Raw genomic sequence first — 18,116 nt, forward strand, 5'->3', positions numbered from 1 at the left:
CCTTTGATACTTTAGATAAGCTTATATTCGCTGAGGAATATAGCTTTATGTATTTTATTTACAACGTTTTGTGTAACTCTTGCACAGTACGAACAGTACTCATTTCGTCCGCAGCATGAGACATACACGTAGCAAATGCAGCATTTAATGTTGTGGTATAAGCTACTTTATAACGTAATGCGCCGCCACGTAATACTTTTGAATCTTCGATGGCTTTACGGCCTTCGGTAGTATTAATAATGTAGTTGTATTCACTGTTCTTAATTCTATCAAGAATATGTGGACGACCTTCATGTACTTTATTTACACGTCGCACCGGAACACCTGCTTCACGTAAAATCACTTCAGTGCCGTGAGTCGCATCAATATCATAACCTAAATCAATCATGATTTTAGCTAATTCTAATACACGTTTTTTATCACTATCACGAACAGAAATTAATGCACGGCCTGTTTTAGGAACAGATACGCCAGCACCAAGGCTAGCTTTAGCATAAGCTTCTTCAAAGGTATCACCTACGCCCATGACTTCACCCGTTGAACGCATTTCTGGGCCAACTAAAGGATCACTACCGTGGAATTTGTTAAACGGAATAACCACTTCTTTAACAGAGAAGTATGCAGGGATAACTTCTTTTACGATACCTTGTTCTTTTAATGACTTACCAGCCATTACTCTAGCACCAACTTTAGCAAGTGGTACTGAAGTCGCTTTAGAAACAAAAGGAATAGTACGTGCAGCACGTGGGTTAACTTCAATGATATACACTTCATTGTCTTTAACAGCCATTTGCGTATTCATTAAACCAATAACACCTAGCTCAAATGCTAAATCTGTTACTTGCTTGCGCATAACATCTTGAACTTCTTGGCTTAAGCTATATGCTGGTAGTGAACAAGCACTATCGCCTGAGTGAACACCAGCTTGTTCAATATGCTGCATGATGCCGCCAATAACAACGTCAGTGCCATCACAAACAACGTCAATATCAACTTCAATCGCATCATCAAGGAAGTGATCAAGTAATACCGGCGAGTCGTTAGAAACACTTACCGCTTCTGTCATATAGCGACGTAAATCATCTAGGTCATAAACGATTTCCATAGCGCGCCCACCAAGTACATACGATGGACGTACAACTAATGGGAAGCCAATGCCTTCAGCTTTTGCCATCGCTTCATCTAATGAAGTCACTGTAGCATTTTCTGGTTGTAATAAACCTAAGCGGTCTACTGCTTGTTGGAAACGTTCTCTATCTTCAGCTCTATCAATTGCATCTGGAGAAGTCCCGATAATTGGTACGCCCGCAACCTCTAAAGCACGTGCTAATTTAAGTGGTGTTTGACCACCGTATTGCACGATAACACCTTTAGGTTTTTCAATACGTACAATTTCAAGTACATCTTCAAAGGTAATTGATTCAAAGTATAAACGGTCTGAGGTATCGTAATCGGTAGAAACAGTTTCAGGGTTACAGTTAACCATGATAGTTTCATAACCATCTTCACGTAGTGCTAATGCCGCATGAACACAACAGTAATCAAATTCAATACCTTGACCAATACGGTTAGGGCCACCACCTAAAATCATAATTGATTCTTTGTCGGTAGGATTTGATTCACATTCTTCATCGTACGTTGAGTACATGTAAGCCGTATCAGAGCTAAACTCTGCGGCACAGGTATCAACACGTTTGTAAACGGGGAAAATATCTGCGTTATGACGTTTTTTACGTACTTCAGCTTCAGACACACCAATAAGATCAGCTAAGCGAGAATCGGCAAAACCTTTACGCTTAAGTTTACGTAAATATTCTGCTGTTAAAATAGTTAAGCCGCCATCAGCAACTTTAGCTTCTTCTAAAACAATATCTTCAATTTGCACTAAGAACCAACGGTCAATCATGGTAGTTCTATAAACGTCTTCAACCGTTAAACCTAAACGGAACGCATCGGCAACATACCAGATGCGATCTGCACCTGCTTCTTGAAGCTCATGCATTATTTTAGTTTTAGCACCGGGCTGAGTTACATCAACAATTGAATCAAAACCATTTACGCCAACTTCTAGGCCGCGTAATGCTTTTTGTAAAGACTCTTGTTGGTTACGGCCAATAGCCATCACTTCACCAACAGATTTCATTTGCGTGGTTAATCTGTCTTCTGAGCCAGCAAATTTCTCGAAGTTAAAACGAGGAATCTTAGTAACTACGTAATCAATGGTTGGTTCAAATGATGCAGGTGTTTTACCACCAGTAATATCATTTGATAATTCATCTAGGGTGTAACCTACCGCTAATTTAGCGGCGATTTTAGCAATTGGGAAACCCGTTGCTTTTGACGCTAATGCCGATGAACGAGATACACGTGGGTTCATCTCGATAATAACCATACGACCCGTTTTAGGACAGATACCAAACTGTACGTTTGAACCACCTGTTTCAACACCTATTTCACGTAATACCGCTAAAGAAGCGTTACGCATAATTTGGTATTCTTTATCAGTTAACGTTTGCGCTGGGGCAACCGTAATTGAATCACCAGTATGAATACCCATTGGGTCGATGTTTTCAATCGCACAAATAATGATACAGTTATCATTTTTGTCGCGAACAACTTCCATTTCATATTCTTTCCAACCGATTAATGATTCATCGATTAGTAATTCTGATGTTGGTGAAAGGTCTAAACCACGGGTACAAATTTCATCAAATTCTTCGATGTTATATGCGATACCACCGCCAGTTCCGCCCATAGTAAATGAAGGACGAATAATACAAGGAAAACCTAATATTTTACTTGCTGCGTGCGCTTCTTCAATAGTATGTACAATTTCAGCGTTTGGCGTATCAAGGCCAATCGCTTTCATTGCTTTATCAAAACGAGATCTGTCTTCTGCTTTATCAATTGCATCAGCAGTGGCGCCAATCATTTCAACATTAAATTCTTTTAGTACGCCTTTGGCTTCAAGTTCTAAAGCACAGTTTAGGGCGGTTTGACCACCCATTGTTGGTAGAACTGCACAAGGACGTTCTTTTTCGATAATATTACGCACAACTTCCCAGTGAATAGGTTCGATGTAGGTTGCATCGGCCATATCTGGGTCAGTCATTATCGTTGCAGGGTTAGAGTTAACTAATATAACTCGGTAACCTTCTTCACGAAGTGCTTTACACGCTTGCGCGCCTGAATAATCAAACTCACAGGCTTGGCCAATTACGATTGGACCTGCACCTAAGATCAAGATACTTTTTAAATCAGTACGTTTTCCCATTATTTTCTCTCTTCTCTTCTCTTGTCTGTCGGTTTAAGCGTTGTTTGATTTGTAGGTTTTGATCAAATCGATAAAATGATCAAATAACGGCGCGGCATCAGTTGGACCAGGGCTTGCTTCAGGATGACCTTGGAAGCTAAACGCTGGTTTGTCTGTGCGATGAATACCTTGTAAAGAATCATCAAATAATGATTTATGAGTAACGGTTAAGTTACTTGGTAAAGTATCTTCATCAACAGCAAAACCGTGATTTTGTGAAGTGATCATTACCGCGTCACGGCTGAAGTCTTTCACTGGGTGGTTAGCACCATGATGACCAAATTTCATTTTAACTGTTTTAGCGCCACTGGCTAAACCAAGTAATTGGTGGCCTAAACAAATACCAAATACAGGGATATCTGTTGTTAAGAATTCTTTAATGGCAGTGATTGCGTAATCACATGGCTCTGGATCACCAGGTCCATTAGATAAGAAAATACCATCTGGATTCATCGCTAGTACTTCACTTGCCGGAGTTTGAGCAGGTACCACAGTTAATTTACAACCACGGTCAACTAACATACGTAAAATATTTCTTTTCGCGCCAAAATCGTAAGCTACAACATGGAATTCAAATTTCTCTGGTTTCGTAAAACCTGTACCAGTGTTAGCACCATTACTTAAATCAAGCGACCAACTTCCGTCAGTCCACTCATATTGTTCTTTAGTCGAAACTACTTTCGCTAAATCCATGCCTTTAAGACCAGGGAATGCTTTTGCTTGGCTAAGAGCCGTTGCTTGTTGGCTATCATCGTTAACATCATCAAGTGTTAAGATACAGCCATTTTGAGCACCTTTCTCACGTAGAATACGTGTTAATTTACGGGTATCAATATCAGCAATACCTAAAATATTGTGATCAATTAAATAATCACTTAAATTTTGCTCATTTCGAAAGTTACTAGCAAGTAATGGCAAATCACGAATAACTAGGCCTTTAGCAACAATGCTATCTGACTCTTTATCTTCGCTATTAGTACCAGTGTTACCTATATGTGGGTAAGTCAGGGTAATAATTTGCTCTGCATATGATGGATCGGTAAGGATTTCCTGATAACCTGTCATCGAAGTGTTAAATACCACCTCACCAACAGCCGAGCCTTGTGCACCAATTGCGGTGCCTTTAAAAACAGTGCCGTCTTCAAGCACTAAAATAGCAGATGTAGCCAATGTAACCTCCAAAGAAGAAATAAACGTAAACGCGCATGTAACAGCAAAATGCTCCGTGCTGTTGCTTGATACTCCCTGTACAAAATGGTGTCAAAAACAACTTTTCAGCTAAATTTTTGACAAAATCCACTTATTTTACGCTTGTGCAGCGCTTTCGTCTAGTAATAAAATGTAAAAACGTAGTCTTTTCTAACCTTAATCGAAATTTCCTGACCAAATGGCCAAAAAGACTAGTTAACTATTGTTATTTTTTGCAAATACTCAGATATAATTTTAATCTTTTAAACCAAGAACATCTTGCATATCATAAAATCCTGCATCAGCATCGTTTAACCAAAATGCAGCACGCATAGCGCCAAGGGCGAAGGTCATACGAGAGCTAGCTTTATGTGTGATTTCAAGACGTTCACCAAGATCAGCAAATATAGCGGTATGTTCACCGACAATATCACCAGCTCTAACGGTAGCAAAACCAATGGTTTCTCTACTGCGTTCTTCTGTTATTCCTTCTCGGCCATAAACAGCGACTTTATTGAGGTCTCTGCCTAGGGTATCAGCAATCACTTGCCCAATTTTCATCGCAGTTCCAGACGGTGCATCTTTTTTAAATCTGTGATGTGCTTCAAAAATTTCTATATCAGTATAGTCGCCAATTGCTTTAGCGGTAATTTGCAGTAATTTAAACATTAAATTAACGCCAACACTGGTATTAGGCGCTAAGATAACGGGCATAGTTTTACCTGCTTGTTCAATAACTTGCACTTGTTCATCAGAAAAGCCTGTAGTACCTATAACCAAGGCTTTGTTATTTTCATTACACCAAGTTAGGTTATCTAAAGTTGTTTCGATTGACGTAAAATCAATAAAAACATCGGCAGCAGACAATTGAGCTAACTCTGTTGAAGTTTTAATACCGATTGCGCCAATGCCGGCTAACTCGCCTAAATCAAAATCGACAAAAGATGAACTGGTACGTACGCTACCACCAACTAATTCAATGCTGGCATGCTCGTGAGCTGCCTGAATTAAATTACGGCCCATACGACCACTACAACCTAAAATAGCTACTTTAACTTTCATATAATTCTCTATTGTTATTCTGATATTAATATTAGGATTACTGCGGAAAATCGTCGATTAATTTCTACTAAAATTTGTTTCTGATTAGGACCACTTAAGTCCCGATCGCTTAGCAATCATCACGCTTTGTTTATCGCAGTAGAGTTAAACTACACTTTTCTACCAACAAAGTGACTCTGTTAATGTCAACGAGCTAGCTAGTTCATGGGAAATAACATTAATTATGCTTAATCCCCCATCAACGTCTAACACATGGTAAATGGCAGTAAAGTCGGCAAAAACTTGCCCGTCGCCATCAATAAAGTCCCAATCTATGCACACTAAATATACCTGTTTACTTATTTGCTCAAATGATGCTTTCTTCGCGATAATATCACTGGTTTTGGCATCATTGAGCTGAGTAAAAATAGCGCCAAACTCTTGTTGGCAATCAGACTGACTGGTAAGTAGAACGACTTTGTCAGGTGTATTTAGTGTGCATGGTAAGTGATAACAACGGCTTACCCCATCAAGATCATATTGAAGGAAGGCATTTTGATAGTTTTTAAATAGCTCTTTCAACTTGATTCTATTCATTGCATTACTTCTATAAGTTTTAGCTTAAAAAAAAGCCCTCAATTGAGGGCTTTATTATAATACGCTATTTACTTGATGCTTAATAATTCAACATCAAATACTAACGTAGCATAAGGAGGAATAGCACCTTGTGAGCCACGTTCGCCGTAAGCTAGGTCATAAGGAATAGTTAATTTCCATTTTGAACCTTCAGTCATTAGTTGTAATGCTTCAGTCCAACCAGCGATAACGCCGTTTACTGGAAACTCAGCTGGTTGGCCGCGCTCTACAGAGCTATCGAATACATCGCCGTTAGCAAATGTGCCGTGGTAATGAACAGATACAGTGCTCTCAGCTGCAGGCTTTTCGCCTTCACCGGTAGTGATTACTTCATACTGTAAGCCAGACTCAGTTACAGTAACTTCGTCACGTTTAGCGTTATCAGCCAAGAATTTTTCGCCTTCAGCAGATGCTTCTTTAGCAGCTGCTTGCTCTTGCTCTTGTAGTTTTTTAGAAACTACAGAGAAAGCTTCGTTTAAATCTTCATCTGAAACTTGGCCAGTTACATCAGCAAGTGCATCAGCAATACCTGCTTGTACAGCAGTGATATCGAAATCTTTGAAAGGGTTGTTGCGAAGTTGGTCACCTAATTGACGACCTACGCCATAGCTAACACGTTGTTCAATAGTATCAAAACTCATCGGTATATAAACTCCAGACTATTTTTAGTCTTTTAAGTGATTAATATGTTGTAAACTTACTTTTATAGTAAACCAAATTAATCGAAGGTTTAAAATTAGCGCGATTCTAGCATAAAAGCTCTAATATGAACAACTCGAAATTAACCGTTAAGGTGGTATATTCATTAACCTTCATAATAAGGTTAGGACTTACTGGTGCTATTAAAAACAAAAAAGCTAGTAACTTGAAGTCACTAGCTTTTAAAACTAAATAGTATTGAAAATAAAAATTTAATTACTGATGATGAGTTAACATTTCATCAAACTTAGTACAGATGCTCTCTTCAACTGGAGGCGATAGTTTACTGACGAAATAAATCGCCAATGAACAGACAATAAAACCAGGTACTATTTCATACATAAGTGCACTTAGCGCTTGGCCGTTAATAGTAATAGGTGCATAAATCCAGATTAGTACGGTAATTGCACCACTAACGATACCCGCTAAGGCGCCATTACGTGTCATACCTTTCCAGTATAAACAGCCAATAACTACAGGGCCAAATGCCGCGCCGAACCCTGCCCAAGCATTACTTACTAAGCTTAATATACTGCTATTACGATCGTAAGCTAAATATATAGCAACCATCGCAACTATAAACACTGAAATTCGACCGACTAATACTAATTGCTTTTCACTGGCATCTTTATGCAAAAAGGCTTGATAAAAATCGCCAGTCAGTGAGCTAGAAGTAACCAGTAATTGAGAAGATATAGTACTCATAATTGCCGCTAAAATAGCTGCCAGCAAAAACCCTGCGATTAATGGGCTAAAGAGTAATTGCGATAAGACGATAAAGATAGTTTCAGCATCATCTAATTTCAGCCCTGTTTTAGCTACGTAAGCAATACCAGCAAAACCGGTTGCCATTGCGCCAATTATAGAAACTATCATCCAACTCATGCCGATACGACGCGCTGTTGGCATATCTTTAACATGTCGAATTGCCATAAAACGAACTATTATATGTGGCTGGCCAAAATAACCCAGACCCCACGCCATGGCTGAAATAATGCCTATAGCACTGACGCCACTAAAAATATTTAATAATTCAGGGTTTATTGTTTCGATAGTCGTTTGCATTTCTGCGATGCCACCTACCTCACTTATCGCAACAATTGGCACTAAGACTAAGGCAATAAACATAATACAGCCTTGTACAAAGTCAGTTAAGCTTACCGCTAAAAACCCGCCAAATAAGGTATAAGCAACCACCACACCGGCAGTAACATACAGACCAACCTCATAATTTAAACCAAAAGAGCTTTCAAATAATTTACCGCCGGCAACAATACCACTTGAAGTATATAGGGTGAAAAAGACTACAATAACTAACGATGAAACTATTCTTAACAAGCGCGATTTATCGTTAAATCTATTTTCAAAGAAATCAGGTAATGTTATAGAATCATTGGCGATTTCGGTATAGGTTCTAAGTCGTGGTGCTACCACTAAATAGTTAAGAAACGCACCGATGACCAAGCCAATGGCAATCCAAAGGCTACTGATGCCACTTATGTACATTGCGCCGGGTAAGCCCATCAACATCCAGCCACTCATATCTGAGGCACCAGCCGATAGTGCAGCAACACTAGGTGATAAACTACGACCACCAAGCATAAAACCCGCAACATCACTGGTTGATTTTTTATAGGCATATAGTCCAATTAAGAGCATGACTATAAAATAAAGAGTTAAAGAAATTAAAGTACCGATAGCCAAAGTAATTACCTGCAAATATTGAGCTAGTGAATGATTAAGCACGATAAACTAGCAAAATTTATCAAACAAAGAAACCTTAATAAGGTTAAGTGATTATCGCTATAAACCCAGCGACCAAGTTAACAAGAAGTAAATAATAGGTAAACATAAAGAAAACATCCCCATCGAAGCGCAAAGAAATTCAAAAAACTAATGCAAATAAAACCGCTATACCATATATTTAATAGTAATTAATCTATAGAGCCTGAGCTAGTTAACGATATATATGAACTTTTACGCGGCAAGACAACCCATTCTAGATAAAAGCAAAAAGTTATTCGCTTACGAACTACTTTTTCGTGACAGCATAGACAATGTATTCCCTGATATAGATGGGGATGAAGCCACGAGTAAAATGATTGAAGCCAGTCAATTTAATATGGGCATCAGTGAATTCACTGGAAATAAAGCAGCCTTTATTAACTTTACCCTTGAAACGATGAGTAAGGGTTATCCTGAAATGCTCACCCCTGATGAGGTAGTGGTTGAAATTCTTGAAACAGTTAAACCAGGGAAAAAGCTCCTTTCTCTATGTAAAGATTTACATACGAAAGGTTACACTCTCGCGTTAGATGATTATGAACATCAAAACGTTTGGGCACATTTTTACCCCTTTATTAAAATTATTAAAATTGATATTCAGCAAAGTAGTCTTGATGATATTAAAGAGGTGCTTGTTGCGATTAAAGATCATCCTCATATCAAAATGTTAGCTGAAAAAGTTGAAACCTACGAAGAATATGATCAAATGCTGCAATTGGGCTTTGACTATTTCCAAGGCTACTTCTTCGCAAAACCAGAAATGATAAAAACAAAAAGTTTATCTCCGTCGCAAGTCGCTATGGCTGAATTACTTTATGAAACATCAAAGACCGAGCTTGATTTAAATGGTATCACTAGTGTATTCGAACGCGATGTTTCGCTATCTTATAAATTATTACGTTATGCCAACTCAGCTATTTTTAAACGCCGCAACGAAATATCTACTATTAAACAAGCGTTAGTCATTTTAGGCTCTGGTGAATTAAAACGCTTTATCGGTTTAATGTTTGCCGTTACAGCAAACCCTGATAAGCCATCAGAATTAATTAAAATGGCTATGACTAGAGCAAAATTTTGTGAGTTGGTTGCTCAAGATATCCGTTCACAACTTGATATATCTATTGCCTTTCTAACCGGTTTATTATCAATGATAGATGCCATTTTAGATGAAGAAATGGCCACCGTATTAGAAAAATTACCATTGTCACAAGAAATTAAAGATCCCTTATTAACTAAAAAGGGCGTGATGGCAGCTTTGATTAAATTAGTTGAATTTATTGAGCAAGCTGAATGGGATAAAACCACTTTAGTCATGGAGAAGTTGAAACTTGATAAAGACAAAGTTGTTGAACATTACAATCTAGCGGTTGCTTGGGCTGAAGAGCAAACCCAAATAACTAGCTAACCTTGGTTAAGGATATGTAAGGTTGCTTTAACTCCCATTTGCGTTGGTTCTACTACCAATGATCAGCGCTTGGGATTGAGAGCCACACCGCCTTGAAGTATTTTTACCAGCACAAGTGACGATATTTTAATGAAAAGAGTACTAACAGATAGTTATTATGATTAACCTATAATACTTAACCAATATTATTCATTGAGCCAATTATGAAAATTACACTATTAATTCTGGTAATATGCTTATCAACTATCATTGCTAATGCAAGCAATGCGGATAATACCGATGAAATTAAAGCTGGTTCACTAAATAAAATGAAACAGGATGCGCTAGCTAAAATTGACGTCTTAGCTTGTTTAAATCATGGAGGAATGATTAAAGGTGTTTGCATGTCTAACCTGCCTAGCTGTGTTCAGCAGTATCTAGATGCAGGAACAAAATGTTCTGATAGCACAAAATGTGCCGGTGAATGCAGGATTGAACATGATTTTGTTAAAAAAGACTTACCTGCAGAAGGCTATTGCAGTGCTGATAATGATCCCTGTGGTTGCTTTCAACTGATAAAATCAGGAGTAGCACAAGCTGTTCTATGTGCTGATTAACCTTACAAAACCTGAACTATGGATAAGCAGCTCTTGCTTAATATTCCCCCTTCATCCGACTCTCTGCCTTAAAACGTCAATAAATAGCCCGTTATTCATAAACGTTTGGCCTTGATAATCAAATACATAAAACAGTGATAGAGTATATCGCTAGTTCATCTTGTAAATTTCATTCTTACCGGTCTAAATTATTGTTTTTACTTAAACATCAAATGTTGTTAATGAATTTCAAATAGACACTCTGCCCACCTTCGGCTCACCTTTAAGAAAAAGTTCCATTCTATAAAAAGTACATTTATCTAGCGTGCTTATCAAAATCATTAACATGGTATATAAGTCTTTAAGCTCTCGCTAAACGATCACTTTCATTATAGTGATTACAATATCTCAATACACAATAGAAGCAATTCAAATACATAATATCTCCATTCAAGTAACCTCCTATTGAAACTTAAAACAAACTCACTTAGCGTCAAATAGATTGTTGTAAATTTAGCCAATTGAAACTAACTACAAAAACATATGTTCTTGAGCATTAGTCTAAATGCAAAAAACACAGTGCTTATATTGTGCCTTTTGCAACGACATATCGAGTGTCATTACCTTTTTGTTATTACTTCAAATATAACTTTGATTAATGCCTAGGTTATCAATAAAAACAATAGGCTAAGTCACAATTAATTCAGTAATCAAAAAAATAACGGTGCTGAGAATTATTAGTCGTATAATTGTTAATAATTCACAAGTTATTGCTCTTTAAAAATAATAAAAGTAGGAAGGAATAATAAAATGAAAAAAAAATTAAACTGGTTTTATCTTTCAGCATGCATGTTAGTGAGTACAACACTTACAGCAGCTGAAAATCAAATAAATGAAAATAACTCAACCGCTTTAAAGCTTGGTACTCCCGCATCTTTTCTAAGTGATTTAGGCGTGAATACAGGCTCAAAAAAAAACTTTAGTCCCAACAGTTCACATGCCAGTGTGCTTGACAGTAATACATCCACTAAGTTTAGTCTCGTTAATAATGCTGGTGAAGAAATCACTGTTATCACTGATGATTTCTCTTTAGCTGGTGACGGCTCGCTGTCTATGACCGGTAAAGCGGTGAATCACCCTAATTCGAAGTTTATAATGCAAGGGGATGAAGAAAGTGTTTACGGTTGGGTTATTTTAGAAGACCAAGATGTTGCTTATGAATACACCACACAAGATGGTCAGTTATTTGTAAACGAAATTAAAGTGACCGATGTGCACCCTAATTGTGATTTCGAAGATCATAACCATTCTGTCTACGCTCCAGCAAAGGGACAGGCTTCACAAGCTACATCAAATTCTCACATAGGGCAATACGATGGCAGCCATGTAGGTCAACTAGAAAGTAACCCCGGATCTAGCTACGTTATCTTATTAGATACCAGAAGAATAATGAATAATGGTATCCCTTACGATGTTTCTAAAGAGTTTATTTGGACTACTTGGCAAATTGTCGCCGCTAGCTTTTCAATGCTTGACGTCAACGTTACCACAAACTGGGACGTTTATAATGCGGCTGCGGTTAGTAGGCGTGGTGGAGCAACAATGTACCGTGAAACTGGTCGTTCAACTTGTCATTATGCTTTTGGTACCACAACTTTTTGTACTCTACATAGAGAGAGTGACGCCTATGGTCAAGGACGCATTGCCGCACATGAGTTAGGTCATTTACTTCATCTTGCTCATGATGGTGGCTACCCTGGTGGTGAATATTATAATGGTATCGCTGATTTTCAATGGGTACCTATTATGGGAAATATTTGGATGGCAACTAGCTGGGGAGAAGCCGTTTACCAATGGAGTAAAGGCGAATATTCAGGTGCATCTAATAGAGAAAATGATTTCTCAATCATGAATGGCTTTATTCCATTTAAGTCTGATGATATTCCTAGTTCAAAGGCATTAATTATTGGTTCAAGCGGCAGTGTGAGTGGAACAAGCAATACTGGTCAAATAGAACATAATACTGATCGTGATACCTTTACTTTTACTATCGGTGGCTCTGGAGGTGTCGTGAATCTTAACATTGACAGAACTGAACACATCGGTGGTGGTATGCTTGATGTGCAAGCCTATATTAGAAACAGTGCTGGAGCTGTTGTTGCGCAATCTAATCATAATGTGAGTCGCTCAGCATCTTTCAACCAAAACTTGGCAGCTGGAAACTATACACTAGAGATTACTGGTGGCGCAGAAGGTACACCTAACTGGGGCTTTTCCAAATATTCCTCGTTAGGTTATTATGCTATTGAGGGCTCTATTGGTGGTGTTATTATTGACCCAATCGATACACCAAGTATCGATAATTTAGAAAATGGAGATACCTTAAGTGGCGCTTCGCAAACATTTACTTGGAATGAAAGCAGTGCAGAAGGCTTCTGGTTCTATGCCGGCTCTTCTGCTGGTGCACAAGATTATTACCGAAATGATAGCCAAATTAATGGTACTTCTCACACAGTGACAGGTTTACCTTCTGATGGCTCAACTGTCTATGTAACCTTTCACTATTTAGAAGGTGGAGTATGGTCTCAAGTAGAATATAACTTTATGGCCTTTAACAATGATAATAATGGTCAAGTAGGTATTACAAGTCCTACTGATGGTCAAGCTCTTACCAGTTCATCTCAAGTATTTACTTGGAATGAAGGTAATGCTGAAGGGTTTTGGTTCTATGCTGGCTCTTCTGCTGGCGCAAAAGATTATTACCGTAATGATAGCCAAATTAACGACACTGCTCACACCGTGACAGGTTTACCTACTGATGGCTCTACTGTTTATATCACTTTCCACTATCTTATGGATGGACAATGGTCACAAATTAATTACACCTACACTGCATTTAATGATGACAGCATTTGTAATGCTGAACCAGCAATACCCGCTGAATCAGTAAATACAGCTGATTCAGCTACGTCATTCACGGCAGATTGGGATTTGGTATCTGGTGCGACAAGTTATACCGTGCAACTTTGGCAAAACGACGCATGGCAAACAATCGATACAACTGCACAAAGTGAATTTAGCTTTACAGATTTACTCGCTAATAGTACTCAATATGTTCATGTAATGGCTTCGAATAGCTGTGGTGACAGTGTTTATAGTGCATGGACTGAGATCACTTTATTGGGTGATGATGAATGTACATCGGCTCCAGAAATTCCTACGGGCCTTACAGGTAACAATCAATTAATTAATTGGAACGCTGTAACTGGGGCAACTGGTTATGACTTACAGTATTGGACGGGGACTTGGACTGACCTTGGCAGTTCAAATAACACAAGCTATAGCTCAGGTTTGTCGGGTACACAATATGTACGCGCTAGCGCTACGAACAATTGTGGTAGTAGTAGCTATTCCAATTATGTAACGATTAACTAACTTTAACTTAGTTTAATACCAATCAATATAATAAAGTAATCGCTAAACTGGATTGCTATATAAATTGTGCTAACGCTTTGTTAGGTTGGTTTTGTTAAGATTGGAAAATTTATTAACACAATGTTAGAGTTAATATAATACAAAGCCAATGTTTTATAACATTGGCTTTGTTTATAACAAATATATTCAAAAAACATTATCAACAACAACGAAGTCATATTAAGTTCACGACATTCATATTTTATGTAAATTCGTAGACTAAATACCTGCCAATAGTTACAAAGTCACCACAAACTTATTACAACTTTAGTACCCATTTCTTGTTTTAAATTAAAAATATTACCTAGGGAATAGAGGAACAGAGAGGATCCAAACCCACAAACAGATACCCAAACATCTAAGCGTCTAAGCACTTAGATATCTATATTGACAAGGCTAATTTTACTTTTATAATGTTGTCATATTATTATTTTTAAGTAACTACTCTATGACAGATAAAGCGATCCATCAGGAAAATTTATTTGCCCTGCTTCCTTTTGCTGTATTCTTAAGTCTTTTCCTTGGTACTGGCATATTTTTAACACTTCAGGGTGTAGATTTTGCTTTTTATCAACTGCCAGCAAGTATTGCTATTATTCCGGCCATAATAGCCTCGATGGCGTTAGGAAAATTCTTATCTAAAAGCTCTATTGAAAAACAAATAACGCAATTTATTAGTGGTGCTGGCCACGCTAACATTGTCACCATGTGTGTAATATATTTACTTGCCGGTGCTTTTGCTGTGGTTGCTAAAGCAACTGGCAGTGTTGATGCCAGTGTCCAGCTTGGTTTAGCTATATTCCCTGATTATTTATTATTACCTGGACTATTTCTTGTCGCTGCTTTCTTATCCACCGCGATGGGAACATCAATGGGTACCATTGCTGCCATTTCGCCAGTCGCACTTGGCTTTGTTGAATCAGCAAACTTAGATGCCGCTTTAGTTGCAGGTTGTTTAGTTTCCGGGGCCATCTTTGGCGATAACTTGTCAATTATTTCAGATACCACCATTGCTTCCACGCGCAGCCAAGGCGCGCACATGAAAGACAAATTCCGCGTTAACTTCAAATTTGCTGTTCCTGCAGCGATTATCTGCTTAATATTATTTACCGTATTAGGCTCAGAGATAAGTCATGAAGTAAGCAGCGAATCGGCTGTTGTTGGCTTAATTCCCTATGTGGTCATTCTGGTATTAGCTTTGATGGGGGTGAATGTATTTGTGGTATTAACCTTGGGTATAGTGTTAGCTGCTGCTATCGGTATGCTAAGTAATGGCTATCAACTCTCAGCTTGGATAAAAGATATCACAACAGGCTTTTCTAGCATGCAAGACATCTTTATCTTATCGTTATTTATTGGTGGTTTAAGTGAGTTAGTTCGCCAGCAAGGTGGATTATCCGCCTTAACCCGAGTTATAGAAACCCTCGCCAGAAAACTTAGCCCCCAAAATAATAAACGTGCTGCTGGTCTAGGTATCGCAGGCCTTGCTTTTGTCTGTAATTTCTTCACTGCCAACAACACAGTATCAATTATAGTTACTGGTGATACAGCTAAAAATCTAGCAACTGATGGTGACTTATCCCCTGCTGAATCAGCCAGTTTACTCGATATTTTTGCTTGTATAAACCAAGGTATATTGCCTTATGGCGCTCAGGCACTATTGCTTGGCGCTACTTTACATATATCACCACTGTCGGTAGCTAGCCATGCATTTTATCCGATGATATTATTTTTTGTTGCTGGTTTTTCTTTTTGGCGATTAACAAAAAAAACTAAATAGTTAGCAGCATTTGTCAAAATAAAAAATTTAAAAGGCGTTAATGAATTATATCATTAACGCCTTTTTGTTTAGATTTCATTGGTAGGAATTACTCTTTCAGACATAGCAGCTAAATAGTAACACCATGTTCCGCAAATAAGGCCACTAAGCCATCTTCAGTAAGTACCGAGATACCCAAGTCTTGTGCTTTAGTCAGTTTAGAGCCAGCTTTATCTCCAGCAACGACAAAGTGAGTATTCTTCGATACACTGCCTGATACTTTTGCGCCTAAGGACTGCAACGCTGTTTTAGCTTCAGTTCGACCCATTTGCGTTAATGTACCTGTTAAGACGAATATTTGATCGATCAGTGGTAACTCTTCCGCTGACTTAACCTCAATAGTGGGCCAGTTCATTATTTCACTTAAGCCAGCAACAACCACTAAATTATGCTCTTCTTTAAAGAAGTTAATGATATTTTTGGCAACAACCTCGCCAACATCGGAGACCTTCTGTAGTGTCTCAAGTGATGCTGTTTCAATTGCCGCTAAAGTGTAGAAGTGATTAGCGAGGTTAGCCGCTGTTGCTTCGCCAACTTCACGTATACCTAGTCCGTAAATAAATTTTGCTAAGGTGGTACTTTTAGCCTTCTCAAGTCCATTGATTAAGTTAGTCGCAGACTTCTTGCCCATGCGATCTATTGTACTCACTTGAATCTCTGTAAGTTTGAATAAATCGGCAGGGGTATTAATCAGCTTTTCGTCTACCAATTGCTCAACAAGCTTATCTCCTAAACCGTCTACATCATGGGCTTTTCGTGAAGCAAAGTGCTTAATCGCTTCTTTTCTCTGTGCAGCACAAAAAAGCCCTGCGGTACACCTAAGAACAGCCTCACCTTCTGGCTTAGCAACCGCAGAATCACATACCGGACAAGTTGTTGGAAAGATGATATCTAGGGCATTATCAGGTCGCTTATCTACCACTACACTAACAATTTGCGGAATAACGTCACCGGCACGGCGAATTACGACAGTGTCATTTATTTTCAGCCCTAAGCGCGTTATTTCATCTTGGTTATGCAAGGTGGCATTCGATACTGTCACACCACCGACAAAGATAGGTTTTAATCTGGCCACTGGAGTAATGGCCCCCGTACGCCCTACTTGAAACTCAACATCTTCTACACAGGTTAATTCTTCTTCTGCTGGAAATTTATAAGCAATTGCCCAACGCGGCGCACGAGCAACAAAACCTAAGCGCTTTTGCAGACCAATATCATCAACTTTTAGTACGGTACCATCAATTTCGTAACTTAGCGCACTGCGCTTAGCTAAAATATCTTGGTAAAAAGCATCACATGATTGCTCAGTCTCTAATAAACGTACTTCTGGGCACATAGGTAAGCCCAATACTTTAAGTTGGCACAATCTTTCATGGTGAGATTCGGCAAAAAACTCATCGGTTAAGTCTGTGCTGCCAGCATTTTCATCAGTCAAATGACCAACAAATCCTAAACTATAGGCATAAAAAGCTAAATTGCGTTTAGCTGTAATTTTAGAGTCAAGTTGTCGCAGGCTTCCTGCAGCTGCGTTTCGTGGATTGGCAAAACCTTTTTCACCACGCTTTTTAGCCAATTCATTTAAGGCATTAAAACTTGCTTTAGGCATAAATACTTCACCGCGAACTTCGACGATGCTTGGGAAGTCTTTACCTGGAGTACCCATAAGTTTAAGTGGAATAGATTTAATAGTGCGAATATTGGTAGTAATGTTTTCACCGACACTACCATCACCACGAGTAGCCGCTTGTACTAACTGCCCTTGCTCATAGCGCAAACTTACCGCAAGCCCGTCTAATTTAGGCTCGGCGCAAAAGGCTAAAGCCTGATTACTGTTTAATCTGTCTTTTACACGTTTAACAAAGGCATGAAAGTCTTCTAAGGAAAAGACATTATCAAGAGAAAGCATAGGTAGCTGATGAGTAACTTGGCTAAATGATTTAAGTGCCTGTCCGCCTACTTTTTGGCTTGGCGAGTCAATTGTTTTCAGTGTCGGATTAACCGTTTCTAATTCAATCAACGCTTTCATTAATCGGTCATATTCTGAGTCAGGTACGCTAGGCTGGTCTAATACATAATATTCGTGATTATATTGATTAAGCTGTTGTTGTAGTTCGCTAATTTTCTCTTGTGCATTTGACATAAAAATAATTCACTAAAGTTAATAATTTACTTTATAGCAAC

At 38.4% G+C, this 18,116-nt stretch carries 11 protein-coding genes; 4 read left to right on the top strand and 7 right to left on the bottom strand.

Going from position 1 to position 18,116, the window contains the following annotated elements:
• Positions 1 to 58: 58 nt before the first annotated feature.
• From carB to putP, 6 genes are all read right to left on the bottom strand, one after another.
• Positions 59 to 3,274 carry a carbamoyl-phosphate synthase large subunit gene (gene carB, locus GAB14E_RS17995; RefSeq protein ID WP_033081075.1) on the bottom strand — a complete coding sequence of 1,072 codons (3,216 nt, stop codon included), beginning with the start codon at positions 3,272 to 3,274 and terminating at the stop codon, positions 59 to 61.
• A gap of 33 nt (positions 3,275 to 3,307) precedes the next feature.
• A complete protein-coding gene (carA, locus tag GAB14E_RS17990) occupies positions 3,308 to 4,483 on the bottom strand; it encodes a glutamine-hydrolyzing carbamoyl-phosphate synthase small subunit (protein WP_033081076.1) in 1,176 nt (391 codons plus the stop codon).
• A 273-nt stretch (positions 4,484 to 4,756) separates the two neighbouring features.
• Positions 4,757 to 5,563 carry a 4-hydroxy-tetrahydrodipicolinate reductase gene (gene dapB / locus GAB14E_RS17985; RefSeq protein WP_033081077.1) on the bottom strand — a complete coding sequence of 269 codons (807 nt, stop codon included), beginning with the start codon at positions 5,561 to 5,563 and terminating at the stop codon, positions 4,757 to 4,759.
• A gap of 159 nt (positions 5,564 to 5,722) precedes the next feature.
• Entirely contained in the window at positions 5,723 to 6,139 is a 417-nt protein-coding gene (locus tag GAB14E_RS17980) for a hypothetical protein (RefSeq protein ID WP_033081078.1), read from the bottom strand.
• 68 nt (positions 6,140 to 6,207) lie between these two features.
• Positions 6,208 to 6,825: an FKBP-type peptidyl-prolyl cis-trans isomerase gene (locus GAB14E_RS17975; RefSeq protein WP_269429104.1), complete on the bottom strand. Its 618-nt coding sequence runs from the start codon at positions 6,823 to 6,825 to the stop codon at positions 6,208 to 6,210.
• 268 nt (positions 6,826 to 7,093) lie between these two features.
• The gene (gene putP / locus GAB14E_RS17970) at positions 7,094 to 8,581 is read right to left on the bottom strand and encodes a sodium/proline symporter PutP (RefSeq protein ID WP_033081080.1); all 1,488 of its coding nucleotides are present in this window, start codon (positions 8,579 to 8,581) and stop codon (positions 7,094 to 7,096) included.
• Positions 8,582 to 8,846: 265 nt separating this feature from the next.
• Here putP and GAB14E_RS17965 point away from each other — a divergent pair, with 265 nt between their 5' ends.
• From GAB14E_RS17965 to GAB14E_RS17950, 4 genes are all read left to right on the top strand, one after another.
• Entirely contained in the window at positions 8,847 to 10,067 is a 1,221-nt protein-coding gene (locus GAB14E_RS17965; RefSeq protein WP_033081081.1) for an EAL and HDOD domain-containing protein, read from the top strand.
• Between the two features lie 203 nt (positions 10,068 to 10,270).
• Positions 10,271 to 10,663 (top strand): hypothetical protein, encoded by a 393-nt coding sequence (locus tag GAB14E_RS17960; RefSeq protein WP_033081082.1) that lies wholly within the window; start codon positions 10,271 to 10,273, stop codon positions 10,661 to 10,663.
• Between the two features lie 789 nt (positions 10,664 to 11,452).
• Positions 11,453 to 14,077: a fibronectin type III domain-containing protein gene (locus GAB14E_RS17955; RefSeq protein WP_033081083.1), complete on the top strand. Its 2,625-nt coding sequence runs from the start codon at positions 11,453 to 11,455 to the stop codon at positions 14,075 to 14,077.
• 487 nt (positions 14,078 to 14,564) lie between these two features.
• Positions 14,565 to 15,896 carry a Na+/H+ antiporter NhaC family protein gene (locus GAB14E_RS17950; RefSeq protein ID WP_033081084.1) on the top strand — a complete coding sequence of 444 codons (1,332 nt, stop codon included), beginning with the start codon at positions 14,565 to 14,567 and terminating at the stop codon, positions 15,894 to 15,896.
• A gap of 109 nt (positions 15,897 to 16,005) precedes the next feature.
• Here the strand turns inward: GAB14E_RS17950 and ligA are convergent, their stop codons facing one another.
• Positions 16,006 to 18,075 (bottom strand): NAD-dependent DNA ligase LigA, encoded by a 2,070-nt coding sequence (gene ligA / locus GAB14E_RS17945; RefSeq protein WP_033081085.1) that lies wholly within the window; start codon positions 18,073 to 18,075, stop codon positions 16,006 to 16,008.
• Between the last annotated feature and the right edge of the window lie 41 nt (positions 18,076 to 18,116).

This window comes from Colwellia psychrerythraea, assembly GCF_000764185.1.
Lineage (GTDB): Bacteria > Pseudomonadota > Gammaproteobacteria > Enterobacterales > Alteromonadaceae > Colwellia > Colwellia psychrerythraea_B.